Source organism: Ruegeria sp. E8, from assembly GCF_056533985.1.
The window spans coordinates 46,742-72,810 of sequence record NZ_JBQFOY010000008.1; the positions used below are offsets into that span (position 1 = coordinate 46,742).

At 57.8% G+C, this 26,069-nt stretch carries 18 protein-coding genes; 9 read left to right on the top strand and 9 right to left on the bottom strand.

Annotated elements, in window-relative coordinates; translation table 11 throughout:
* Positions 1–6: 6 nt before the first annotated feature.
* From ACR0LF_RS12365 to ACR0LF_RS12380, 4 genes are read right to left on the bottom strand one after another with little or no spacing between them, the layout of a single operon-like run.
* Positions 7–636, bottom strand: coding sequence for a DUF3726 domain-containing protein (locus ACR0LF_RS12365; protein ID WP_480577665.1), 630 nt, complete (start codon positions 634–636; stop codon positions 7–9).
* Positions 633–2,309 (bottom strand): hypothetical protein, encoded by a 1,677-nt coding sequence (locus tag ACR0LF_RS12370; protein WP_480577668.1) that lies wholly within the window; start codon positions 2,307–2,309, stop codon positions 633–635. The genes ACR0LF_RS12365 and ACR0LF_RS12370 overlap by 4 nt, the downstream gene beginning before the upstream one ends.
* A gap of 5 nt (positions 2,310–2,314) precedes the next feature.
* Positions 2,315–3,292, bottom strand: coding sequence for a membrane dipeptidase (locus ACR0LF_RS12375; protein WP_480577671.1), 978 nt, complete (start codon positions 3,290–3,292; stop codon positions 2,315–2,317).
* Entirely contained in the window at positions 3,292–4,734 is a 1,443-nt protein-coding gene (locus tag ACR0LF_RS12380) for an aldehyde dehydrogenase family protein (protein ID WP_480577674.1), read from the bottom strand. The genes ACR0LF_RS12375 and ACR0LF_RS12380 overlap by 1 nt, the downstream gene beginning before the upstream one ends.
* Before the next feature lie 103 nt (positions 4,735–4,837).
* Here ACR0LF_RS12380 and ACR0LF_RS12385 point away from each other — a divergent pair, with 103 nt between their 5' ends.
* The 3 genes from ACR0LF_RS12385 to ACR0LF_RS12395 all read left to right on the top strand — a co-directional run bounded on the left by ACR0LF_RS12385 (position 4,838) and on the right by ACR0LF_RS12395 (position 10,299).
* Positions 4,838–5,731 (top strand): LysR family transcriptional regulator, encoded by an 894-nt coding sequence (locus tag ACR0LF_RS12385; protein WP_480577677.1) that lies wholly within the window; start codon positions 4,838–4,840, stop codon positions 5,729–5,731.
* A 108-nt stretch (positions 5,732–5,839) separates the two neighbouring features.
* Entirely contained in the window at positions 5,840–9,115 is a 3,276-nt protein-coding gene (locus tag ACR0LF_RS12390) for an adenylate/guanylate cyclase domain-containing protein (protein ID WP_480577679.1), read from the top strand.
* 20 nt (positions 9,116–9,135) lie between these two features.
* The gene (locus tag ACR0LF_RS12395) at positions 9,136–10,299 is read left to right on the top strand and encodes a hypothetical protein (RefSeq protein WP_480577682.1); all 1,164 of its coding nucleotides are present in this window, start codon (positions 9,136–9,138) and stop codon (positions 10,297–10,299) included.
* Here ACR0LF_RS12395 and ACR0LF_RS12400 read toward each other — a convergent pair.
* Positions 10,296–14,018: a flavoprotein gene (locus ACR0LF_RS12400; protein WP_480577685.1), complete on the bottom strand. Its 3,723-nt coding sequence runs from the start codon at positions 14,016–14,018 to the stop codon at positions 10,296–10,298. The genes ACR0LF_RS12395 and ACR0LF_RS12400 overlap by 4 nt on opposite strands.
* A gap of 205 nt (positions 14,019–14,223) precedes the next feature.
* Positions 14,224–15,801 carry a DUF5928 domain-containing protein gene (locus ACR0LF_RS12405; protein ID WP_480577688.1) on the bottom strand — a complete coding sequence of 526 codons (1,578 nt, stop codon included), beginning with the start codon at positions 15,799–15,801 and terminating at the stop codon, positions 14,224–14,226.
* A gap of 143 nt (positions 15,802–15,944) precedes the next feature.
* Between ACR0LF_RS12405 and ACR0LF_RS12410 the strand changes: the two genes are divergently transcribed.
* Positions 15,945–16,763 carry a sulfotransferase family protein gene (locus ACR0LF_RS12410; RefSeq protein ID WP_480577691.1) on the top strand — a complete coding sequence of 273 codons (819 nt, stop codon included), beginning with the start codon at positions 15,945–15,947 and terminating at the stop codon, positions 16,761–16,763.
* A gap of 203 nt (positions 16,764–16,966) precedes the next feature.
* On the opposite strand, the gene ilvD is transcribed toward ACR0LF_RS12410, so the two are convergent.
* Positions 16,967–18,799: a dihydroxy-acid dehydratase gene (gene ilvD / locus ACR0LF_RS12415; RefSeq protein ID WP_480577694.1), complete on the bottom strand. Its 1,833-nt coding sequence runs from the start codon at positions 18,797–18,799 to the stop codon at positions 16,967–16,969.
* Between the two features lie 107 nt (positions 18,800–18,906).
* Here ilvD and ACR0LF_RS12420 point away from each other — a divergent pair, with 107 nt between their 5' ends.
* The 4 genes from ACR0LF_RS12420 to ACR0LF_RS12435 all read left to right on the top strand — a co-directional run bounded on the left by ACR0LF_RS12420 (position 18,907) and on the right by ACR0LF_RS12435 (position 21,868).
* Positions 18,907–19,470 (top strand): helix-turn-helix domain-containing protein, encoded by a 564-nt coding sequence (locus ACR0LF_RS12420; RefSeq protein ID WP_480577697.1) that lies wholly within the window; start codon positions 18,907–18,909, stop codon positions 19,468–19,470.
* A complete protein-coding gene (locus ACR0LF_RS12425) occupies positions 19,467–19,736 on the top strand; it encodes a CBU_0592 family membrane protein (RefSeq protein ID WP_480577700.1) in 270 nt (89 codons plus the stop codon). Before ACR0LF_RS12420 ends, ACR0LF_RS12425 begins: the two co-directional genes overlap by 4 nt.
* A 93-nt stretch (positions 19,737–19,829) precedes the next feature.
* Positions 19,830–20,684: a 3-mercaptopyruvate sulfurtransferase gene (gene sseA / locus ACR0LF_RS12430; RefSeq protein WP_480577703.1), complete on the top strand. Its 855-nt coding sequence runs from the start codon at positions 19,830–19,832 to the stop codon at positions 20,682–20,684.
* On the top strand, positions 20,684–21,868 hold the full coding sequence (locus tag ACR0LF_RS12435; protein ID WP_480577706.1) for an amino acid aminotransferase: 1,185 nt from the start codon (positions 20,684–20,686) through the stop codon (positions 21,866–21,868). Before sseA ends, ACR0LF_RS12435 begins: the two co-directional genes overlap by 1 nt.
* Before the next feature lie 71 nt (positions 21,869–21,939).
* Here the strand turns inward: ACR0LF_RS12435 and ACR0LF_RS12440 are convergent, their stop codons facing one another.
* Entirely contained in the window at positions 21,940–23,250 is a 1,311-nt protein-coding gene (locus ACR0LF_RS12440) for an ammonium transporter (RefSeq protein ID WP_480577709.1), read from the bottom strand.
* A gap of 34 nt (positions 23,251–23,284) precedes the next feature.
* Positions 23,285–23,623: a P-II family nitrogen regulator gene (locus ACR0LF_RS12445; RefSeq protein ID WP_480577712.1), complete on the bottom strand. Its 339-nt coding sequence runs from the start codon at positions 23,621–23,623 to the stop codon at positions 23,285–23,287.
* 258 nt (positions 23,624–23,881) lie between these two features.
* Between ACR0LF_RS12445 and ACR0LF_RS12450 the strand changes: the two genes are divergently transcribed.
* On the top strand, positions 23,882–26,065 hold the full coding sequence (locus tag ACR0LF_RS12450) for a transglycosylase domain-containing protein (RefSeq protein ID WP_480577715.1): 2,184 nt from the start codon (positions 23,882–23,884) through the stop codon (positions 26,063–26,065).
* Positions 26,066–26,069: the final 4 nt, after the last annotated feature.

Here is a 26,069-nt window from a genome sequence, read left to right on the forward strand (position 1 = left end):
GGTCCTTCAATCGTTGTCTGACAAGCCTGAACCAGCGCCAAGCCGTCGGGATTCTTCTGTTGCTGGGGCATAGGTGCGATGCGCCATGGTGTTGAGGAACTGCCACGCCTCATAATTCGGGGCGGCGCGGCTTTGCATGGTGCGTGCCGCTTGTAGGTGACCGCCTTCAACTATTTCAACGTGGTCAGACCTGTACACATTGCAGTCTTCGCAGCTCAGATGAGTTCCGTCAGTTATCGCTGAAAACCCGTCAAAAGTGATTGCCACAGTTGTCATTCGGTTTTTTGCTATGGCGGCCACAAAGGGCAGCAACAAAAGCGGGGCGGCAACGTTGGAAATCGATATGGTGCCTTGCGACAGGGTGGTCGGAGAATCCGATAGCGCCGCTCCGGTCACCAATGGGCATAGGTCCTGGTCACCGACCCACTCTCTTTTCTGGGCGGTTGGAATGTGACGTTCCAGAACCGGTGCAAATTCCCGCCGAAGCAGTTGCGCCAGAATGGCCGTCCCATCGAACCCCTGGGCGCAAAGCCAGCGTGTGGCTTTTGCAGCTTCCTCCGCCACGCCCCAGGCATATCCGGCCCCACGGGATGCGCGTTTGGCGGTGGCCTCCACTTCGTTCAGGGAAAAGGTCATTCTGCGACCTCCGGATAGACCCAAAGATCCGCGTTTCCGGCGTTCAACTCCTCAGGATAAGGTGCGCCGGAATACATGCAGATGCGCACCCAACGATCTGATCGAGGGTCAAAATGCGTGGCGCCAAAGAAGGACAGTTTCGCACGTAGCATATCGATGGGCATCACTTTGGCACTGATCGTGTTGTCATGGATTTCGCCATAAGGCGCGACGCGGCTGATTTGGGCGCGGCGCACGGTGTGGCGATGTTCCGGATGGCGCAGAAGGAAATCTGCGACCAGAGCGTCATCTGGCCACTCCCGTAAGGCTTCATAGGCCGCCACCGCGTCACGCGCCGGTGCGAGCGGTTGTTCATAGTCGGCAATTGGTTCTTCAAACCGTTCGCCCAGACGGGGTTCCAGTTTTTCTTCGGATACATACCAGGCCCGCGCGCAGTTTTCGGATGCGCCCCAATCCAGACCCAAAGCCCAGTCAAAGCTGTGGCGGATCAGGGTGCGCACATCCGCGACCGGCATCTCTCCGTCGATCATCTGTGCTGTCGCGTTTGTGTCGGCCATGCAACCGGCCAGCCCGTCGACCATATCGCCATAAGGTTCCAGGATGAGCGAGGCCAGCAGTTCCTGCCCCTCTTCCGAAAGGGCAGTTTCGGACCATCGGATTAGACGATTCCAGGGGTGAGCCTGATTCAGATTGTTTATGGTCAGATAGCTGTCAATTTGTTGCACGTCGGCATTCAGGGCAGCGAGCTTTTCAAGCTGGATTGGATGCGCGGATCGCCACCATGCGATCGACTGTTTGCTGCGCGCGAATGCATCGTGGAACCCGTGAACCTCGTCCACGGAGGCTGTTTCGACAGACCGCACGCGCGAGATGGCTTCTTCCCGTGCCATGATCCAGTTGTTGAACAGAACCGGATGGTTCACGATGAACGGCGCCATGCCCAGACCAGTTGAATTGCCGATACCCAGCCAGCGGGCGATCTGAGGGTCAAGAACCGCTGTCTGATCCCCTCCTTTGGCGCGCGCCATATGTTGCACCAGATCGCGTACGAAAACCCGGGTTAGATAGACCGACAGCATTTCGATCTGGAACGGCCCGCTGACCTCGGCCCGGTCCGCTGTTTTCTCACGATCTGCAGCACCGAATTTGCCGGACCCATAAACAGCCGTGGTCCGCATCAGATATCCAACCTGATAAATCTGTTCCAGATCCGGTTGTCGACCTGCTGCCAGACGATCCACCACATGAGCCCAGAGCCGCACCGAGCGATTGGCGCGCGACAGCGACAATTCGGATTCGCTGACCCGCCCTGCCTCTTGCAGCGGTACATTTCGCGACAGGCGATCGATATCTTCAGGGGTGGGGACACCGTCGAACAAGGTAAAAGTGGCATCCCAGGCTTCAGCGATCACTCGGTCGGATCGCTGTTCGGGCGGCAGATCATGGGCAAAAGCCACCAGAGAATACGCGCGATCCGGCCCCTGCGCGGTATAAACGGCGTGGCCCACGCCATTGGCATCGATATCAAACACAGGGCGGGTAAATCGCCAGCTCTCCCGTGCCATTCGGCGTGTCAGTTGCCGCATGAAGCTGAGGCGGCATTGATGCAATGACCCAAGCCGTGACAGGCGCATCACCTGCGCGGGCTCTCGCCGCGGGATATGGGCGCTCATTTCTTTCATGCGGATTGTGGACCAAAGTTTTCAGCAAAGAAACGATACCAGTTGCCGCCCATGATGCCTGCGATTTCTTCGTCATTCATACCGGTAGCGCGCAAACCGGATTCGATATTTCCAAAGTCGCGGTTGTCCTTGAACCAGCCGGGCATAGGAGGGAACCCAGCGGCCGAGGCCGAACCTTCGCCGTAGTCAATTTCTTTTGTCCAGCGCCCGACACGCATCCACTCGACCACACTGTCGGGTTGATCCTGACACAAGTCGGTGCCGATCCCGAGGTGCTGAGCACCGTATTTGTCTGCGGTCCGGGCAATCATCTCGCAAAAGCTCTCCAACGTGCAGTCGGACTTGTCTTTCAGGTGATGAGGGTAGACCGAAAAGCCCAGCATCCCACCGTTTTCCGTCACCGCGCGGATGACGTCGTCGCGTTTGTTGCGCAAAGCCGGGGACCATTCGTACGGATTGGCGTGCGTGATGGCGATGGGGCGTTGCGACAGCTCAGCGGCTTCGATGGTCGATCTGTCTGCCGAATGGCTCATGTCGATGACAAGGCCCACACGATTCATTTCCTTGATGACCTGCTTGCCCATGCGGGTGATGCCGGTGTCTTCGGCCTCATAGCAGCCGGTCGCCAGCAAGGACTGGTTGTTATAGGTCAGCTGCATGAACCGGGCACCCAGATCGTGCAGGATTTCGACCAGCCCGATATCGTCTTCGATGGGTGAGGGGTTCTGGAACCCGAAGAACACCGCTGTCCGCCCTGTTTCCCGCGCGGTATCGATGTCGCTGGCCCAGCGGCCTTTCATGATCAGGTCCGGGTATTGCTCGAACCAGCGGTTCCATTTCTCGAAATTCAGAACCGTTTCGCGGAAGTTCTCATGATAGGCGATGGTAACGTGGATCGCATCCACGCCGCCTTCGCGCAGTTGCCGGAAAATCTTTTCCGACCAGTTGGCATATTGCAGGCCGTCGATCAGCATCAGACTGGCCCGGCGCTGATATAGGCGGTTTTGACAGTTGTGTAGAATTCGGCCGCGGCCTTGCCCTGTTCGCGCGGCCCGTAGGAACTGTCACCACGCCCACCGAAGGGCACATGGTAGTCGGTGCCGGCGGTGGGCAGGTTGACCGTCACAACGCCAGTGCGCGCGTTGCGGCGGAAATGGGTGGCGCGGGCCAAAGATTTGGTGACGATGCCCGAAGTCAGGCCGAAATTGGTGTCATTGACGACGCTCAGCGCCTCGTCATAGCTGCCAACCTTGATGACGCTGGTCAGAGGGGCGAACATTTCCTCGCGGTTGATGCGCATGTTGTTGGTGGTGTTCAGGAACACGCCCGGCGACATGTAGAAACCGTCATGTGGCATCTCGAGACGCTGACCACCGCACGCCAGCTCGGCCCCTTCGGACTTGCCCAGATCGACATAAGCGAGGTTCTCGCTTAGCTGCTGCTGGCTGACAACGGGGCCCATTTGCACGCCTTCTTCCAGCGCATGGCCGACCTTCATTGCCTGCGCGCCTGCAACCAGTTTCTCGACAAAGGCGTCGTGAATGCCTGCGTGAACCACCAGCCGCGACGAGGCCGTGCATTTCTGCCCGGTTCCCCCAAACGCGCCGCCCAAAGCCAGCGTTACCGCCAGATCCAGATCAGCGTCGTCCATCACGGCCAGAGCGTTCTTGGACCCCATCTCCATCTGCACTTTGGTCAGGTTTTGGATCGCAGCGGCGGCGATGCCTTTGCCCACTGGGACCGAACCGGTGAACGAGATCGCGTTGACCTTGGGGCTTTCGACAAGGCGCTGGCCGATCGAACGGCCCGAACCCATCACGAGACTGAACAGACCCTTGGGGATGTCCTGCCGTTCAATGATCTCGGTCAGGGCCACAGCCGACGCCGGTGTGATGTTGGCTGGCTTCCACACAACCGCGTTGCCATAGCACAGTGCCGGTGCAATCTTCCACGATGCGGTTGCTGTCGGGAAGTTCCACGGGCTGATGATGGCAACTACACCGACAGCTTCGCGGCGCACATCGACTTCGATGTCGGGGCGCACGGAATCCGCATTCTCGCCGATCTGACGCAGGCACTCGGCGGCGTAGTAAGTGAAGAACTGACCGGCGCGGTAGACCTCACCCTTGCCTTCGGTCAGCGGTTTGCCCTCTTCACGGCTGAGCAGAGTGCCCAGTTCTTCTGCGCGGGCCATCAACTCGGTGCCGATGGCATTCAGCACGGCCTGTTTCCGCTCCAGTCCATAGGCGGCCCATTCGGCCTGCGCGACGCGCGCCTGATCCAGCGTTGCCTCAAGCTGATCGGTGCTGGCCTGCGCGAACATGCCGACCAGATCGCTCAGGTCCGAAGGGTTGCGGTTTTCAATTTCGCTTTCGCCCGCCAGCCATTCGCCGGCAATCAGGTTCAGTTTGGTCACGTCAGGCCCCAAATTCGCAAATTTCGATTTGGGTAAAGATGGGGTTTGAAGGTAGCATCAGTCAAACTCAAATAACTTTAGAAAACTTCAGAAAGATTGAAGTATGGCCATGAAAGTCGAGATGCTGCGGTGCTTTTGTACCGTCGCGCAAACCGGAAACCTTGCCGAGGCCGCCAGCCGATTGGGCCGGACACAGTCTGCCGTTTCAATGATGTTGAAACAGTTCGAAGAACATCTGGGCAAGAAACTGTTTGAAGGGGAACGGAAAAACCACCTGTCCCCGCTGGGCCAGCAGGTTCTGGATCTTGCGCTCAAACAGGTGCGGGATTTCGATCAGACCGTTCAGAACATAGAATTGGCCGCGCAGGCCGAGCATGGTATGATCCGCATCGTATCTGTTCCGTCCGTCGGTGCGTTGGTCTTTCCTGAGTTGCTGAGTCACATGACATCGCGCTTTCCCGGTCTGAAGATCGAGTTGCGGGACGGGGATTCGCAGCAGGTTCTGGATGCCGTAGCCGGGGACAGTTCGGATATCGGGATTGCATCCGGCCATTACCCGCTGAACGGGGTCAGTGCAGAGCCGCTGTTTCAAGACCGTTTCGGGCTGGTTGCGGCATCCGATCACCCGTTGATGACACAGGCCGAACCGCCCGGCATTTCAGATCTTATGACTGAACCCTTCGTACGAAACGCCCTGTGTGACTTTATCGAATCCCCTTCTTTCCGAGAAATTCTGGACAGGGCCGAGGTCACCATTCACAACACGCATTCCCTGATCACGACGGTCAGGGCGGGTCGGTGGATCACGGTCTTGCCGCAAACCGTCGCGCAATTCATCCCGGACGCCGTTGCCTTTCGTCCGATTTCAAATTTGCCGGACAAGCGCGAGGTGTATCTTTATGTCCGGGAAAGGGCCCGATTTCGGGAGATCACCGAAACCTGCCGTTCATTTATCCTGTCGAGCGGATTTGGAAACGCAGGCTCAGGGAGCGAGTAAAAATGGCTTAACCCTGCTCAAAATCACAAATTAATTTGGTTTTTGCAGACTCGAGGCATGCTGTCATGTTAGGTTCCCGTTTGAAGTGGGGGACTTCAGAGGGGCGATATGTCTCAAGACCTGAGGGGCTGGCTGAGCGCAATTGGATTAAACGAGTACGCGCAGGCCTTCACAGACAACAAGATCGATTTCTCTATCCTGCCGGATTTGACGGCCGAGGATCTGATCGAAATCGGGGTGACTGCCGTCGGCGATCGTCGGCGGCTGTTGCGGGCTATTGAACAGCTCGACGCCACTCAGACGGCCTCTGATCCGGAACCTGCCGCGCCGCTTGAACCTGCGCGGCGACAGGTCACCGTGATGTTTGTTGACCTGACCGGATTTACGAAACTGTCCAGCGAGCTGGATGCGGAAGACATGCACGCGCTGCTCAATCAGTTCTTCAGCAAGGTGGACAATGTCGTCGAGAAATACGGCGGTCGCATCGACAAGCATATCGGTGACGCGGTCATGGCGGTATTCGGGGCGCCGATCTCGCATACCAACGACACCGAAAGGGCGGCGCGGGCTGCGGCCGAGATTCACGCGGTACTGCCGACACTGTCACCGCCGTTGTCCTGTCACATCGGCATTTCATCCGGTCAGGTCATTGCCAGTACAACCGGCAGCCAGTCCCATACGGAATACACGGTAACGGGGGATGGGGTGAACTTGGCGTCCCGGCTGACCGATATTTCCGGCGGCGAGGAAACCCTGGTTTCACATGACATTCAGCGTGCGCTGGGCCCGCTATTCGTGGGTGAATCCATCGGTGTCAAAACGATCAAGGGCCTGAGCGAGCCGATTGAGGTTTGGCGTCTGGATCGGCTGGCCCGGAACATCCGGACGCGACGGCATAAATTCATCGGGCGCGAGCGTGAGATGTCGATTTTCTCGGCCACGTTCGACCGGTGCCAGCGCCATGGTAAAGGCGAGGTTCACATCGTTCTGGGCGAGCCCGGAATTGGCAAAACCCACTTGTCCGAACAGGTGGCGGAACTGGCGTCCAGCCTGTCCTACACAATCCACAATGGCGTTGTGATGGATTTCGGTGCACGCGAAGGGCATTCGGCCATTCAGACCGTGGCCCGCAGCATTTTGGGACTGGACGCATCGGACGGGGCGGAAACCGGGGCCGCTGTTGCAAAGGACGCGATTGCCAAGGGCTGGGTCAGCCCGTCCAATGCGGCGCATCTCAACGCATTGCTTGAGCTTGAACAGGACCCGGGCCTAGCCGAAGTTTATGCAGTGATGGATAACAAAACCCGCCTGCGGGGGCGGCGTCAGGTCCTGGATGAACTGCTTACGGCCCGCAGTCAGGAAGCGCCTCTACTCATTCAGATCGAAGACATTCACTGGGCCTCGCCTGACATTTTGACCGCCAGTTCGCATATTGCGGCCGCAACGCGGAATATCCCTTGTGTATTGATGATGACCAGCCGGGCCGAAGGCGACCCGATCAACAGGGACTGGCAAATGGCAACGGATGGTGCGCTGGTGTCAAAACTGGAACTGGCCCCGATGGGAGAGGATCAGGTCAGACAACTGGTCGAGGAGTTCCGCGCCATTGACTCGGATTTGCTGGAAACCTGCGTCCAACGCGCAGGCGGCAACCCGCTGTTTCTGGAGCAGCTGCTGCGCAATACGGATGTGCTCAAGCAGGAAAGCGTGCCCGGCAGCATTCAGGGTATCGTTCAGTCGCGTCTTGATGCATTGGACCGAGCCAGCCGAACCGCCATTCAGGCCGCGTCGGTACTGGGTCAGAGGTTCTCGCCCGAAGTTCTGAATTTCATTCTGGGCGAAGGGCATCTGGATACGACCAACCTGATCCGTTCGGCACTGATCCGTGAGGCCGGACCCGACCTCATGTTTGCCCACGCGCTGATCCGGGACGGATCTTATGCGACATTGGTCAAGTCCGAACGTGCCCGCCTGCACCGTCAGGCGGCGCAGTGGTTCGAGGATCGTGATGCGACCCTGCGGGCTCAGCATCTGGATCGGGCCGGGGCGAATAACGCCGCGCAAGCCTATCTGGACGCCGCCGACAAACTGATTCAGGCGTTCCGTTTCGACGATGCCAGCCCCTTGATAGAACGTGCTTTGGAACTGCCATCGCCGGCAGGTGTTCGATTTGATCTGTTATGCGCCAGGGGTGAGACGCATCGGTTGCAGGGGCTATCAAACGAAGCGCTGCAGGAATTCAAAGACGCGGCCAAGCTGGCGGAAACCGACGAACAAATCAGCCGGGCGCATATCGGCCTGGCGCAAGCCGCGCGGCAAGCCAGCCTGTATCAGGAGGCGCTGGAAGCGCTCGATACAGCCGAGGCAGCCGCCGAACGATGTGGATCTGAGCGGGACATGGCGCAGATCAACTATGTGCGCGGCAATGTTTACTTCCCGCTCGGGCGCGACAAAGAGGCTCTGATTGCCAATGAACGGGCGCTGTCGCTGGCGCGCAAACTGGAATCAGCCCGTCTTGAGGTCGGGGCGCTGAGCGGATTTGGCGACGCCAATTTCATGAATGCCACCATGAAGACGGCGACAGGGTTCTATACTCAGGCCGTGGAACGGGCGCGTGAAAAAGGGCTGGTCCGGGACCTTGCCGCCAATCTGCACAATCTAAGTGTCGCGCGCAGTTACACAGGCGATGTCGGGCAGGGCAGAGCGGATGCCAACGAAGCAATTGAAATCTCGCAGAAATACTTTGCCTTCGTTCCGGAATGCGTGGCACAAACATGCCTTGGTGTGGCCGAGACATTCTTGGGCAGCCTGGACCGCGCGCTTGAAGCCTTCACAGTCTCTGCCGAAATCGCCGAGCGTGTGGGGGCAAAACGCCTTGAGGCGCAGGCGTTGGAACATCTGGCCAGAACGCAGGTCTATGCCGGGCAGGTGGAGCAGGCGCGGGAAACCGGCCTTCGAGCGGTTGAAATTGCGCTTGAGCATGGGCGGAACTTTGTGGGGCCCAAGGCCCTTTCGGCCCTAGCGATGGCCGAGTCTGATCCTGATGAGCAATCACGCCTTTTGAAACTGGGCTCTGAGATCATCGCTGAAGGATGTGTTGGCCACAGTCACCTGCACTTTTACCCCGATGCCAGCGCTGTCATGCTGGGGCGTGGGGATTGGGATGCTGCGATCGAATACGCGGAAGGGCTTGCGGCTTTCACGGCGAATGAGCCTTTGCCGATGGTCGATCTGACCATTCGTCAAACGCGCCTTTTGGCCGAAAGTGGTCAGCAGAATATCCCATCGTCCGAGCATAGCGGATTTGCCGATCTGAAAACGCAATTTGCCTCGATGGGCATCACGCAATCCCTGCTGGGCCGCGCGGATTTTCTGACGGATTAGGCGGCTAGGCAGGAGGCTGAATGAGCGTCGAAAGAAAGGTGTGGTTGATCTCTGGCCTGCTGACCTTTGGTCTGGCCGCTTTGTTGCTCTGGCTTTGGATCGAACTGAACCATTTCGAAGGCGACCCGACGCAACTGCCCGATCAGGCCTCAGTCGAGGCTTATCTGGGCAAGCTGGAAGGGGCACCGGACTATCGTCTGAGCACGGGGATCTACATTAAGTCATTCAGCTTTCTTGGGGCCAGCGATGTACAGATCACCGGTTACATCTGGCAGCACTACAAGACGGGTGAACACGATGCGATCCTTCCGGCCGAAGGGGAGGTCGGTTTTCTTCTGCCCGAAGCAGTCGATACCGCAAACGGTTTGATCGCCGAGGCTTATCGGTTGCCGCAATCCGGCGGTGTATTGATCGGATGGTATTTCGAACAAACCCTGCGCCAAAGCTTTGACTACACAAGTTACCCCTTCGATCACAAAACGGTCTGGGTGCGGTTCTGGCCTGCCTCGTTTGACGTCAATGTCGCGCTGGTGCCTGACTTTGAGGCGTACCCGGCAACGGGGCCGGATGACATCTTTGGGATCGACAACCAGATCGTGATGGGGACGTGGGAGCGTGAAAACACCTATTTCGATTACAAACTGTCAAATCTGGATACGACACTGGGCATTCGGCAGAACGCCTACCAAACCAACGCGCCCGAATTGCACTATAACTTCGTCATCAAACGCAATTTCGCAAACGCGTTCATTGTCCACATGATCCCGTTGATCGTTGTGACCATGCTGTTGTTCGGCGCGGTCATGACCGTCACCCGCCGCGAGGGTCTGGCAGAGCGGCATGACTTCAGCACGTCCAGCGTGATCGGCACCTGCTCGGTTCTGTTCTTCGTGATCCTGCTGGCCCATGTGCAACTGCGCGAAGGATTTGCGGGTTCGCCCGTGATCTACATGGAATCCTTCTTTTTCCTGATGTATTTCTTGTTGCTGGCGGTTTCGATCAACACCTACCTCTTCGCTTCTGAGGCGGTGCCGTCGCTGCGGATCATCCACTATCGGGACAACCTGATTCCCAAGGCCAGCTTCTGGCCGTTTGTGCTGCTGTGCATGGTGGCGATCACGGCCTATAACCTCAGCCTGAAGGAAAGCAACGAACCGCCACCGATCAGCACGCAAGAGGGTTAGGCCACGGGTTCAAAACCCGGCTTGGGCTCGCCCTGCGCCATGTCCAATGTGTAATCGCTGACCACTTCGGATGTCCCGTCGCGCAAGTTTTGCAGATACTTTGCGGGATCAGCGATGACATAGGCATAGGCGGGCTTCATCACGCCTTCGACAATGACGTTGATCTTCTTGCGGATATATACATTCTCAGGCGAGTCGGGGCCGTGAAACCCCTCCAGCTTGTCTAACTCGCGCAGGCCGGATTGTGTCACCCGATAGACCTCGCCACTCACCTGTTTGCCCATTCCCTGCTGATCCACGAGCGTGGCCATACGGTGCAAATACCCACAGTTCGGATTGTCGCAGAAGGGTTCTTTCGGCACGATCAGGGGCATCGGTTGCCGGGTGCGGGCCGATCCTACGAAATCGCTCAGAACTGCGCTATGTGCCTCATGGTTAGGGAAGCCCTGCTTCAGTGAGCCATAGGTAAAGTACAGGTATGTGGGCTCGTTGACCGCCACAAAGCTCTCGTCGCGCCCCTGTTCGAGATCTGCCATCTTCAGGTTGTGATCATGCGCCCAGCTATCCAGCATGGTCCGGATTTCGGGATCGATTTTCATGCCCTGAACAAATTCGATGCACGAGGTCGCATCCATGTCTTGGGCCCCCAGCAGGATTTCCACCATCCTGGGCGCTTTGTTCATTACCGCCACATGCAGGGCCGTGAACCCGTGATCGTTGACGATATTGACGTCGATATCGCGTTTGATCAGATCCTGGGCGGCCTCATAATCCGGCTTGCCCAGATCATGGCCGCTTTCGTTCAGCTCTCCCTCACCACCGGCTGCGTAGTGCAGCAATGAATCCCCATGCGCTTCGTCCACGATATTGACGCCAACGATCCCTTCGTCGATGGCGCGGAACACGCGTTTCCATTCGTTGATGTCATCGGCAGCAGCAGCCTCGCGCGCCCATTTGCAGACACGGTACTTCTGATCGTCCAACTCTTCGAACGCGTCGGCCAGTGCTTCCATGATCTGGTCCGGCGTGGCCATCATACCGATGCCCATCCGGCCGTTTGACAAACGCCCCTCACGCGGTCCGACGAAATCGACGCCCAGTGTCTTCAGCTTGTCGACGTTGTTTTGCGTGGTGATGTTGTTCCACATATTGGTGTTGCAGGCGGGGCAAAGGATCACCGGTTTCTTCTGGTATTGCCAGGCCACAAAGACCGAGGTCAGAAGGTTGTCGGCGATACCGTTTGCGACCTTGCCCATCGTGTTGCAGGTGATGGGGGCCACGATGACGCAATCGGCCCAGTCACACAGCGCCAGATGCGAGGCGCGCACCGGCATGTCAAACTTCATGTAGCGGAAATTCCACTCGTCATCGTCACGGTAGTAGTCATGATGGGTGATTTTGGCGTCGATCCTTTCGGCCCCGAAATCCCGAAAGAATTTCTCGGCTGAGACCGAGGGGATCAGTTTCACGTTATGCCCTGCATCGACGATACGTTCGACGAGCTCAGGGATTTTGTCAGCTGCCGACGACCCACAGGCGCACAACAAGACGTTTCGCTTGCCGACGTTCACCTGATTCATCACCCCTTTGGGATATCCGAACGGGTTTTTCTCAAGACTCGGGGTTTCATTCAGATCGGAAACAGGCAGTCCTTCCTTACGCATCCTGGCCTGCAATTCACCGGCCCTGATCATGTCCACAATGTCTTCCAGCTCATCGCTTTTGCTGATGCATTTGCCTTTGAAAAACAGGTAAGGTGTGTCCGGTCTTTCGCCGAGCGTCACCAATTGCCGCCGCATCCTGATCATGTTGGGGTCACGCCCGCCCACGTCGATCTGCTTGACGGTTGTTGCCCCGATGTTCGAAAGAACGCTGCGCAGCATGTAAGACCAGGGGTCCTCATCCTCGTAGAACAGAACCATCGTATTGTGCTTGACGATACTGGCGATATCGCTTGGGTCTTCAGGCGGTTCGATCTCTTCGATCATCACCAGCGCGGGGTCTTCCAGATCGCGCAGCCCGCGAAATATGTTGCCGCGCGGGGCCTGCCAGACCTGAGAGGTCGCAGGACTCATGTCGACAATGGTGACAACGTCCTCCGCCTCGTCATAATCGATGCACAGGCACCAGAACTCTTCCAGCAGGGCGGTTTCCCGATAGACGTTTTCCGGTGGGCAGATCGCTTCTATTCCGGTGACGCGATTGAAGTCGATATTGATCATCAGGTGACGATCTTTGTTGGTGTTCAGGCTTTTCAACTGGGCCTTGAACCAGTCTTGCGGGGTTTTGAGCGATTTTTCCTCGCGGGTTTCAAAGCTATGAAACGAGCTGCTCAGATGCACATACTCGGACTGGCTGAGGTACTTTTCCGCCATGTCGTTCATATCTTCGGCGGTGGCGACCCGGCTGACCGCATCCGTGAACGACGCCTCGGTTGCCCGCAGCAGCTCGTCTTCGTCCACCCTGTTGTCGCCGTGAATGGCGAGGCTTTCCGCCAGCACTCCCAGTGAATTCATGTTGGGCGTGGCCCGACGGAATAGGTTGCGGCGTTTCTTGGGGTCTTTCGCCAGATACCGCGTGCTGTCGACATAGTTGCACCGCTGCTTGAATGTCTTCAGATGGGTTTTGACCGCGGCGCGCGCCGAAAACCGCAGAATGCCGCGTGATCGCATCGAGGTTCCGTCGCGATCCGACATACCCTTCCACAGCCGCTCGACTGTTGTTACCCAAAGCTTGCCGTATTTCTCGGGATGCACATCCATCATATGCACCAGCCCGGTGCTTGGGTTGCATTTGGCAATGACGGCAAAATGCCCGCCCGGCATATTCTCTTTGCCGTGGGTGACGCCGACCTGGAAATTCGCCACCAGAATGTCGTTGTCCCCGCCCAGCCGATTGGATTCGTCAATCGCCTCAAGCAGCAGCGGCACGCTGGTCGTGTCTTCATCCATGAAATAGGCCTGAACCTGGACCCGGTCCCGAAGACCTTGCGAATGAATATAGGTGCAGGCGACGTCAAACAGCTCACCCAGCGAGATACCGTCGTTCACCACAAAGGACGAAGGCAGCGCGCATTCGCGGAAGATGTCATTCACTTCGCAGCTGAATCCCAGCGCCGACATGCTGAGTGCAGCCGCAGTGACGCTGCAGCAATTGATCGGCTGCTGAAAGTTCTGCAACTGAACGCTGACCAGGTCCCCGAACATCGTGGCAAAACAGGGTTGCCGGATATCTTCGGGGATTTGCCGCCAGTTCGCGCTGGACAGGTAAGCCAGCCGCGTACCCTCCAGCGCAAGCGCTTCGAGGCTGACGGGAATATCCGAGATTTGCAGATGTTCTTCATAGAAGTAGTCGCCAACATCCGCACTGGCCAACGGTTCCCCATTCTGGCGCAGCTGAACCACGCCGCGCAGCACGATATACATGCCGCCAGCTGGCAGGACCGTGTTTCCGGTCACCTCAATGCATTCGAATTGAGGGTTGATGACGGCTGGGTCCGCAACCTGGGCTTCGCCCGGAAGGATGTTGTAAATCAACGTCCAGTCTGCGTCATTTGGGATGTATGGTCTGGATTTGGCAATGTGATCTGTAGGCACAACTGTGTCCCCCCGGAGTTGCGTTTCAAAATTCAACCTTCGATCTGCCAGTGCTTTTGGTTTTTCGACGCTCAGATACCGGTCATTCAGAATTAAAGACCCGTCTTTTTCTGTGCGTTTCACTGGCGGGGGCCGCATTGCTGATGGAAAAAGTGTGAACAAAATGGCCCAATTGGCTGCACAGTATCCGATTTTTGGACAAAAATCACGAATACTGTGACTGGGGCTTACGGTCCCGCTTGGTTTGACAGATCGAATGCTCGTCCGAGGTATGGAGTATCCGCCTGAGAGCGCCCGCAGGTGGCCTATCGTTGGAAGACGATCGGGCTTAGTCGAGGAAAAGATAATCCAACCGCATCACGGCCTGAGCTTGTACCTCGTCCAGGCCAAGAAACCTGGCGATCACCGCTTCATTCTCGGCGCGCTGCGCGGTTTCGCTAAGGCGCAAGTAGTTGTCGAACCCGGCGGCACGGATCTGTTCGGATTCGTAGCTCAGGTCGTTGCGAAGTGTCGGCAGAAGCTGTGCAACCGTTTTCTCAGGGCTGCTGTCGCCGGCAAGCCCGACACGGCGTGCGTGGCCGATCAGGTATTCGTCCGAGTATTCACATTCAATTTCAAGCACATGGGTTTTGGCCTGTTCACCACAAAAATCCTGAATCGCATCAAGATTGGCCGGGTCGAGGCACAGAACCAACTGATCCGACCTGAAACTGTCGAACAGCATGCGCACGACGGCCCGCCGATGGCGGGAGCGTTTCAACAAGGTGGTTTCGATCCCACCCAGATCGGGCAGAAATGTTTCTTCTTCGTTAAACAGGTATTCAACGCAGGGGATATTCGTTTCCGACGCGATCTGATCGACAAGACGTTTGGCCACGTGCCACTTCTTGCAGACGATCATGAAGAGTTCCCGTTCGGTGCCGAACGTACTTGCGGCCTCCCAGAAACGCTGCCCGAACCTGCGGCCGATGCGCCCGCGACCAGCAAGAAACGCGTAGAGGTTGCGGCCTTCATTCGAGACAGGAAATTCGACCCCTTCACTTGCGTAGAGCGAACCCAGACGGTCCTTCAACTCATGCGCCTCGGCGCTGATCTTGCGGGCAAACAGGTAATCCTGGCCCAGAAGCATGTCATAGTGGTCATTGTAGAACGTGACAGGCATTCCATAGTCCGAGAACATCAGGAATGTCAGGGTTCGGTTCTCGATCTCATCCTTCGGGATCAGGTGACGTACCAGTGTTTGAAAGAAGGTTTCATCGGGTATCCACGTGGTCGAGAAGAAACGGATCACATCGCGGCGCTGGCGCAGGAAATCGAGAATCATCTCGACTGTTCTGCGACGCAGGCACCACCATTGGCTGCCGATCATCACCTGAATATCTTCGGGTACATTTCGCGTCAGGCCAAAGCGTTTTTGCATCTCATAGGTTGAGTAAAACAGTTTGGACTGGGTGCGTTCGTTGAAATAGTGGCGATAGATCAGCCGGTCTTCTTTCATCCCGGTCTTGATCCAGTTGCTTTCAAAGAAATCGTGGCTTTCGATGAAATCCTTGTCGCGGTCATCCAGAAAACGGTGGGCGTACTCCGCCGTTTTGATGGCCATGCAATCGCCGGACAGCATGTAGAAATGGGTGGCGCGGGGAAAAGTCTCAACCGCGGCGTTCAGCGTGTTCAGCGTGGCCTGCACCAGTGACCATTCTCCCCATCCGCACCTGACGCGCTTGGTGGCAAAGGTTACGTTGGGGTTGTCTCTTAGCGCCGTGCGGATCTGATCATAGGCGTCAGCGCTGGCGCGCGCGTCGAAATGGATCGCCATGCAATCGCCCGCCGCGGTCAGTTGTTCGGCCTGTGCGATGATCGCATCAGGGTCCTTATGGCACAGCAATATATAGGCAATCATCGCCATTGAGATTACGTAATTTCCGTTTCTGCCCGGTTTCAACCGTGATACTGAGGATGAGCGATTGAATAAACAGAATAATTTTGGTTTTTTGTTACCAAAAGCTGGCGTATCGGATCGATACCTGACCGGCGAAGGAGGCACAGCAGATGGGTTTTCCCGGTACCTGGATGACCGAGAGCGAAAGCATGGTGTACCGTGTGGTGCCCAAATGTGCCTGTTCGACCATTGGTCAGATCATGTATTACTCCGATCATGGTCAGTTCTTTGACGGTGACATCCACGATGCAAAGGATGGCATGCATAAATGGGCGTTTGACCAGAGTCAGGGCCTGATCACGAACAATGTGCGCAATCACGGGTCTTATTCCTTTACCTGTGTGCGCAATCCTTACACCCGTATCCTCAGTTCGTTTTTCGACAAGATCTGCGGCATCCAGCGCAACGGCAGGCGGTACCGGGGCAATCTGGTGCCGACGCTGATCTACAACTACGGGATCGAAGTGGGCGGAGATGACGGTAAGGGCGAGTTCGACCAGATCGCCAGTTTCCGCCGGTTCCTTCTGTTTGCCCGCGACACGATCCGCTGGCGCCGCCCGATGGATCCCGACATTCACTGGTCAGCCATGTCCGGCCATGTATCGACCTTCATTGTAAACGGCGGGCGTTATGACCGGATTTTCTGGACCGAGGCGTTCAATGACGGGATGCAGGATGTTCTGGATAACGTTGAACTGAAGCACCCGGTGACTCTGGCCGAGATTCCGCGGTTCAATGAATCCGAAGGCCACGGCCCCAAACGCGCGCACCCGGTCGAAGATTACTTCGACGATCTGTCGATGCATCTGGTTTATGAAATCTACAAACAGGATTTCGAGCTGTTCAAATACGATTTCGAAAACCCGGCCAACAAGATGCCCATCGGCGAAATCGATCTGGACGAAATCCACGCCAAGCTGGGCGACTGATCCGCCAAACAAATTCTCCCGTCCATTGTCGACGTCTCTGGCGGGACGCCTCCTCTGGTTGGGCCCGGCGCCGCGATTTGCGCGGCGCCGGGCCCAAGTCCGAACGTGGTGTCGGCGAAGCTGATACCGCGTTTGAGCGCGGGAGCGCCCGTGCGTGCTCCGTTTACCGACCTGCTGAAATAGCAGGCCTGTACGGAACGTGATCAAAGCTGGCGCACGGCTCCTTTGGCAGCGCTGGTCGCCAGTTTGGCATAGGCCTTCAGTGCCGTGGACACTTTGCGCTTGCGCGGTGCGGCGGGCACCCAGCCTTTTTCGTCCTGCTCTTCGCGACGGGCAGCAAGCTCCTCGTCCGAGACCGCCAGATGAATTGTACGGTTCGGGATATCGATCTCTATCGTATCTCCGTTCTTGACCAATCCGATTTCACCGCCCTCGGCCGCCTCGGGCGAGACGTGCCCAATCGACAGACCGGAGGTGCCGCCCGAGAAGCGGCCATCGGTCAGCAGGGCGCAGGCTTTGCCCAGACCTTTGGATTTCAGATACGACGTCGGGTAAAGCATTTCCTGCATCCCCGGACCGCCGCGTGGACCCTCGTAGCGGATGACGACCACGTCGCCTTCTTTCACCTTGCCGGTCAGGATGTCGCTGACAGCCTGATCCTGGCTTTCACAGACGTAAGCGGAGCCAGTGAACTTCAGGATGTTTTCATCCACGCCAGCCGTTTTCACGATGCAGCCATCACGAGCGATATTACCGAACAGAACCGCCAAACCCCCATCTTGGCTGAAGGCGTGTTCCTTGGACCGGATCACGCCGCCTTCGCGATCAACGTCCAGCTCTTTGTACCTGTTCGACTGGCTGAACGCCTGCGTGGTGCGGACACCGCCGGGGGCGGCTTTGAACAGTTCTTGCGCCTTGGGGTTGTTGGCGATCTTGATGTCCCAGTTGGCAATCGCCTCACCCATCGTGGCCGAATGCACAGTGCTGCAGTCTTCATGCAGCAGACCCGCGCGGCTAAGCTCGCCGAGGATCGAGAAAATACCACCGGCGCGATGAACATCTTCCATGTGAACGTTCTCGGTGTTGGGCGCGACCTTGCACAGGCACGGCACCTTGCGGCTGAGGCGATCCATGTCGGACATGGTGAAATGCACCTCGCCTTCATGTGCGATGGCCAGCAGGTGCAGAACCGTATTGGTCGATCCGCCCATGGCGATATCAAGGCTCATGGCGTTTTCGAACGCGTCAAAGGTTGCGATCTCGCGCGGCAGGAAGCCTTTTTCGTCCAGATCATAGTGACGCTTGGTGATCTCAACGATCCGACGACCGGCCTCAAGGAACAGCTCTTTACGGTCGGCGTGTGTGGCCAGTGTCGAGCCATTGCCCGGCAGCGCCAGGCCCAGTGCCTCGGCCAGACAGTTCATCGAGTTGGCGGTGAACATGCCCGAGCACGAGCCGCAGGTGGGGCAGGCGTTCTCTTCGATGTGTTGAACCTGTTCGTCGGTGAACTTGTCGTCCGCAGCGGCGACCATTGCGTCTACGAGGTCGATCTTTTTCGTTTCCAGATCGGCAATATCGATCTTGCCTGCCTCCATCGGACCGCCCGAGACGAAGATCGCCGGGATGTTCAGGCGCATGGCGGCCATCAGCATGCCGGGGGTAATCTTGTCGCAGTTCGAAATGCAGACCATCGCGTCGGCGCAGTGTGCGTTGACCATGTATTCGACCGAATCCGCGATGACCTCTCGCGAAGGCAGCGAATAGAGCATCCCGTCATGGCCCATGGCGATACCGTCATCCACCGCGATAGTGTTGAACTCTTTCGCGACACCGCCTGCGGCCTCGACCTCACGCGCGACCATCTGGCCCAGATCCTTCAGGTGAACGTGGCCGGGGACGAACTGAGTGAACGAGTTGACGATGGCGATGATCGGTTTGCCGAAATCGTCGTCCCCCATGCCTGTGGCGCGCCACAATCCGCGCGCACCGGCCATGTTGCGGCCATGGGTTGAGGTTCTGGATCGGTACAATGGCATGATGCTGTTTCCCTATTGCCTCGGGTTGCATGTCTTGGGGTTCGTACGTTATAGCGCACGTACCACATGTGCGCTATAACGCACAAGAGGATTCGCGGGACGCTGAGATGGACTCTGAAGATTTAACATTGAAACTGCGGGACGTGCGGGCGGCCTCGGGCCTGAGCTTGTCCAAGGTGGCCGAACTGACAGGCGTCAGCAAAGCCATGCTGGGTCAGATCGAGCGCGGCGAATCCAGCCCCACCATTGCGACACTATGGAAGATCGCCAAAGGGTTCCAGGTACCGCTGAGCGCGTTGATCGACACGAAGCAGGGCGACCCGTCGGTGTTTCAAACCGTGACCTTCCCCGGCAGTATCGAGGTCAAGATCGTCTTCCCATTTGACCCTGCATTGGGGACCGAAACCTTTCACGTCAGCCTTACCCCAAACCAGAGCCACGAGTCGCCTGCACATGCAGCAGGCGTGACAGAGGAGGTGTTCGTCCTCAGTGGTGCGCTGGATATCTTACGGGGTGAGGAATGGGTTTCCTTGCAGTCGGGGCAAGGTTTGCGGTTTGCCGCGGATATCCCGCACGGTTACCGCGCGGGTGCGCAAGGGGCGGTTTTTCTGAATATGCACCACTACGCACAGCACACTGAATTCTTTGAAAACGGCAAGGTCCTTTCATGACCGCATTTTTCGACAGCCTGACCATCGTGGACGCCATCGGCTCGTTCGGTGCCCTGATCGTGGTTGCCGCGTATTTCGCGACGCAGATGCGGATGATGAATTCGGACGATCTGGCCTTTCCGGTGATCAATCTGCTGGGCTCGGTCCTGATCGTCTATTCCCTGCTTCAGAACTTCAATCTGGCCTCAATGCTGATCGAAGGGTTCTGGATCGTTATCAGTATCATCGGCATCATTCAGCACTTTCGCCTCCGCCGGGCGCGATAAATACAGCGGTTTACAGGCGTAGGCGCTATCCAGCCTTGAACCCCTATGCTGCCGGGTATAGGGAAAATTCAAGCTCGCTTAGGGGAGGCTTTGATGCAGGACGATCCGAAAACCCTCGTATCTACCGAATGGCTGGCCGCGCATATGAAAGACCCGGATCTTCGGATTCTGGACGGGTCCTGGTATTTGCCCGCGCAAAACCGCGATGCAAAGGCTGAATATGACGGCGGACACATCCCGGGCGCACGATTCTTCGATATTGATGAGATTTCGGACCACCGGTCGGACCTGCCGCATATGGCGCCACCGGTCGAAAAATTCATGTCGCGCCTGCGGGCCATGGGGGTGGGCGACGGTCATCAGGTCGTGGTCTATGATGGTGCCGGGCTGATGTCGGCGGCGCGCGTCTGGTGGCTGTTCCGTCTGATGGGGCAGGAGAATATCGCTGTACTGGACGGTGGGTTGCCGAAATGGCAGGCCGAAGGGCGCGAAATCGAAGATCTACCCCCTGTAATCCGTGACCGTCACATGACAGTGCGCGTTCAGAACCATCTGGTGCGTGACGTGACTCAAGTCTCTGCCGCCGCGAAGCTGGCCGATCATGAGATCGTTGATGCCCGCTCTGCGTCCCGTTTTGCCGGGTCCGAGGCCGAGCCGCGCGAAGGTCTGCGTTCGGGCCACATCCCGGGGTCCCGAAATGTGCCCTTTGGTCAATTGTTGAATGCCGACAGCACAATGAAGTCGCCTGACGAGTGCCGTGCCGTGTTTGAAGCCGCAGGTGTAGACCTGTCGAAGCCGGCCATCACGTCCTGCGGTTCGGGCGTGACGGCCGCGATCCTCAGCCTTGCGCTCGAACGCTTGGGCAAGAAAGACCATTCGCTTTATGACGGCTCCTGGGCTGAATGGGGTGCTTTCCCGACCCTGCCCGTCGCAACCGGAGAGAACTGATGTTCGAAAACCTCAAACCGCAGCCTGCCGACAAGATTCTGGCGTTGATGCAGATGTACCGCGAAGACCCGCGCGATCAGAAGATCGATCTGGGTGTTGGCGTCTACAAGAATGCCGAGGGCGTGACCCCGGTGATGCGTGCGGTGAAAGCTGCTGAAAAGCGTATTCTCGAGGAACAGGAATCTAAGGCTTATACCGGGCTGGCTGGCGATCCGGCCTATGCTGACGCGATGATCGGTCTGATCTTGGGCACCTCGGTTCCTCGCGCGAATATCGCCGCCGTGGCGACCCCCGGTGGTACCGGCGCGTGCCGACAGGCGTTTGAGATGATCCGCATGGCCAACCCGTCGGCCCGTGTGTTCGTGTCGAACCCGACTTGGCCGAACCACCTGTCGATCCTGAACTATCTGGGGATGGAGACGGTCCAGTACCGCTATTTCGACAGTGAAACGCGCGGTGTAGATTTCGATGGGATGATCGAGGATCTGAAGACCGCAAACGCGGGCGACGTGGTCCTTCTGCACGGCTGCTGCCACAACCCGACCGGCGCCAACCTGAACATGGTGCAGTGGCAGGAAGTCGTGAACCTGATCAACGAACGTGGCCTCGTTGCCATGATCGACATTGCCTATCAGGGTTTCGGAGACGGTCTGGAAGAAGACGCAAAAGCGGCGCGCTTGGTGGCATCCTCGGTCAGCCGGAGTCTGATCGCGGCATCGTGCTCGAAGAATTTCGGTGTATATCGTGAACGCACCGGGTTGTTGATGGCGATCAGCAACAACGCTGAGGAAACAGCGCTGAACCAGGGTACACTGGCATTTCTGAACCGCCAGAACTATTCCTTCCCGCCTGATCATGGCGCGCGCGTTGTCACAACGATCCTGAATGACGACACTCTGCGCGCTGACTGGGCGGCTGAGTTGGAAGAGGTCCGCCTGTCCATGCTGGGTCTGCGTCAACACCTGGCAGATGAATTGCAGCGCCTCACAGGCTCGGATCGGTTTGGCTTCATCGCTCAGCACCGCGGCATGTTCTCGCGCCTCGGTGCAGCCCCGGAATTGGTAGAGAAGCTGCGCGCCGATCACGGCATCTACATGGTTGGCGACAGTCGTCTGAACATCGCAGGGCTGAACGCCAACACTGTGCCGATCCTGGCAAAGGCAATTGTCGACGTCGGGGTCTAAAGGCTTTGATCAGAGAATATGAAAACCCGGGCGAGTCCGCCCGGGTTTTTTGTTTGCGATGAGCCGGAGCCTTAGCCCTTTGAGAACTCCGGATAGGCTTCCATACCCAGTTCCGCCATGTCGAGGCCGTTGATCTCGTCCTCTTCGCTTACGCGTATACCCAAGGTGGCCTTCAGTACGGACCACAAGATCAGAGCTGCGATGAAGGTGAAGACACCGTAGGCCACGATACCGGTAAGCTGGGTGATCAGGTTGGCCTCGCCATAGAAGATCACGGCGATGGTGCCCCAGATGCCGGCGAACAGGTGAACCGGGATTGCACCAACCACGTCGTCAATCTTGAACTTGTCCAGCATTGGAACCGCGAAGACCACGATGATACCGCCGACTGCCCCGATCCAAAGCGCTCCGAACAGAGTAGGAGCCAGCGGTTCGGCTGTGATTGAGACCAGACCGGCCAGCGCACCGTTCAGAACCATGGTCAGGTCAGGCTTCTTGTACAGGACCTGCGTCATGATCAGCGCGGCAACGGCTCCGGATGCGGCGGCCATGTTGGTGTTGGCGAAAATGCGCGAAACATCAGATACGTCACCCACGGTGCCCATGGCCAGTTGCGAGCCGCCGTTGAATCCGAACCAGCCCAGCCACAGGATGAACGTTCCAAGGGTTGCCAGAGCAAGATTTGAACCGGGCATCGGGTGGACTTTGCCGTCCTTGTACTTACCGATCCGTGGACCCAGGATCAGACAGCCAGCCAGAGCCGCCCAACCTCCGACCGAGTGCACAACGGTCGAACCGGCGAAGTCCGAGAAACCCATGGCGTCCAGCCAGCCACCGCCCCATTTCCACGACCCCGAGATCGGGTACATGAAGCCGGTCAGAACGACCACGAAGATCAGGAAGGGCCACAGCTTGATCCGTTCGGCCACGGCGCCGGATACGATCGAGGCGGTCGCTGCAACAAAGACCAGCTGGAAAAAGAAGTCCGAGCCGATCGAAGCGTAATCCAACGCGGCGTCAGCGGGCGCAACACCCACAGCATCCAGCACGGTCGGGCCGCCAAGGGCAAAGAAACCATTGAAGTCGCCCGGATACATCGTGTTGAAGCCAACCAGCCAGTACATGATTGCGGCAAGGGAAAACAGCGCCACGTTCTTGATCATCTGCATGGCCACGTTTTTGGACCGCACCAGGCCACCTTCGAGCATGGCAAAGCCTGCTGCCATGAAGAAGACCAGAAAGCCCGCCATCAGGAACAGCAGGGTGGTGAAGATATACTGGGTGTGCAGCGCGGCCTCGCCTTCGACGGCCTCCTGCGCAAGGCCCATCTGCGGCAGCACGACAAGCGCAGCGGCAGGGACGAGAGATTTCATCAGGTTCATTGTCAGTCCTCGACTTGAGTGTAAGTAGCCGCGCTTACAGCGCGTCTTCGTTGGTTTCCCCGGTCCGCACGCGCAGGGCCTGCTCGACATCGAGGACAAAAATCTTGCCGTCACCGATCTTGCCGGTTTTGGCGGTTTTGGTGATGGTTTCGACGATCTGGTCGGTCATCGTTGCGGGCACCACGATTTCCAGCTTGATCTTGGGCACGAAATTCACGGCGTATTCGGCCCCGCGGTAAATTTCCGTGTGCCCGGACTGCGAGCCGAAGCCCTTGATTTCGGTTACCATCATGCCGCGCACGCCCGCCTCGGTCAGTGCCTCGCGCACCTCCTCGAGCTTGAACGGCTTGATTGTCGCAATGATCAGTTTCACGTCTTTCCCCTCTGGTTCTCCGGCGGGACCGGTTTGTTTGCACCTGCAGAAAAAAGCGCGACTGAGCGTTGTAAGAAACGGTTTCGGGGCGTAAATGCGCAGTAAAGTGACGCAAAATTGCACATTTTTTGCACAAATTGATCCAAATGATTAAAAAGCGGGCGCTGATGTGAGGGGAATTTACGGAAATTCGGACCTCTACATACTCCGGCCACCGGGGTATGGTGGCGCAAAAGCATAACCGGGCAGAGTTTGAGCATGACTGAGTCCAACCGCCGCAAGCCGAAACTGGTCGCGGACAAAAGATACCCGTCGAAAGGGCGCAAACCTGCGGCATCAAAGCGGGCTGCGAAACCGGCTGGTAAGAAATCGACGGCACGCAAAACCACCACGCGAAAACCCACGCGCAAGACGAGGCGTAAACGTTCAGGCGGGAACGGAGGCGGAATTTTTCGTCGTCTGTTCAGATGGATCTGGAGGCTGATCTGGGGCGTGACGTGGCGTGTCGGGGCAATCGTCGCTGCGTTGATCGCCTTGGCGGTGGGTGTCGTCTATACAACTTTGCCCGACGTTGATGCGTTGCTGGATGGCCGGGCGCGTGGCTCGGTTACGTTGCTGGATCGCGACGGCAAGGTGTTTGCGTGGCGCGGTGATCAGTTCGGCGGGGTGATCACGGCGGATACGGTGTCACCGCATCTGAAGAACGCTGTGATCGCGACCGAGGACAAGCGATTCTATCGACATTTCGGCGTGAGCCCGCGCGGCGTCGCCAGTGCCGTTCGTATCAACCTGAGCGAAGGGCGCGGACCTTTGTCCGGGCATGGTGGGTCAACCATCACGCAGCAGACCGCGAAACTCTTGTGTCTGGGCGAACCTTACGATCCGACCGAGTGGGAATCCGAGGCGGCCTATGAGGCCGATTGCCGTCAGGGTTCGCTTTGGCGCAAGGCCAAGGAAGCCATTTATGCCATGGCGATGGAGGTGAAATACTCCAAGGATGAGGTTCTGACGATTTATCTGAACCGTGCCTTCCTTGGTGCCGGTGCGCGCGGGTTCGAAGCTGCCAGCCAGCGCTATTTTGGAAAGTCTGCGGCTGAGGTGTCCCCGGCAGAGGCGGCGATGTTGGCCGGTCTGCTGGTTGCGCCGACGCGGTATGCGCCAACGAACAGCCTGCAGCGGTCTCAGGATCGGGCACGGCTTGTGATTGGATTGATGGAGGATCAGGGCTATCTGACCTCTGCACAGGCCAGCGAAGCGCGTGCCAGACCGGCCCAGCTGTCCGAGGCTGCGGCTGCGCGGGCCGGGGGATATTTCGCCGATTGGGTTATGGCCAGTGGCCCCGAATTCTTTACGCGCAACACGACCGAGGATGTGGTGATCCGCACCACATTGGATCAGCGCATTCAGACCTCTGCCGAAGAGGCGCTGAAATTTATCTTTCAAGAAAAGGTTCGCGAAGGGTCCAAGGCGCAGGCCGCCATTGTTGTGATGTCGGCGGATGGTGCAGTGCGCGGTATGGTCGGTGGGCGTAAGACGCGGGTGTCTGGTGCGTTCAACCGGGCGACGCAGGCCCTGCGCCAGACCGGATCGTCGTTCAAGCCGTTTGTCTATGCGACCGCGCTGGAACTTGGGTATTCGCCGCTGGATACCGTGATGGATGAACCCTATTGCGTGAACATTCCGGGGTCGGGCCAGTGGTGTCCCAAGAACTATACCAACAAGTATTACGGGCAGGTGACGCTGGCGGATGCTCTGAAAAACTCGCTGAATATACCAGCCGTGAAAGTCGCCGAGATTTCCGGTCTGGAAAATGTTCGAACAATCGCCAGTGGCTTTGGGATTGCCAGCGACCTTGCGCAGGGGCCGGCGCTGGCGCTTGGTGCGTCAGAAAGCACGTTGATTGAGATGACCGGGGCCTATGCGGGTATCCTGAATGGCGGATCGCAGGTCGAACCTTATGGGCTGACCGAACTGAAGCTGCTGGGTGATGAAACGCCGGTCATGGTCACAACGACCGGCATCGGCGAGCGGGTGATCAATGACTCGGCCGCCAGGCAATTGACCTGGATGATGGAACGTGTGGTGTCCGAGGGCACAGGTGGGCGCGCTAAGCTGCCGGGTTGGCAAGTGGCGGGCAAGACCGGCACGACTCAGGCGGCGCGGGATGCGTGGTTCATCGGCTTTACGGCTGACTATGTAACCGGTGTCTGGATGGGTTATGATGACAACACCCCGCTGTCTGGCGTAACCGGCGGTGGACTGCCTGCCGAAATCTGGAAAGAGACAATGCTGCGTGTCACCGAAGGGATGACACCCACGCCCTTGCCGATGATGGCACCGGAACCGCCGGTTCAGGTCGCCCAACCGCAGCCGCGCCGCAAGCGGGGAGGTTTTGCCCAAGACATCAACAACCTGCTGAAGAACATCTTTGGCGGCAACTAAGGCT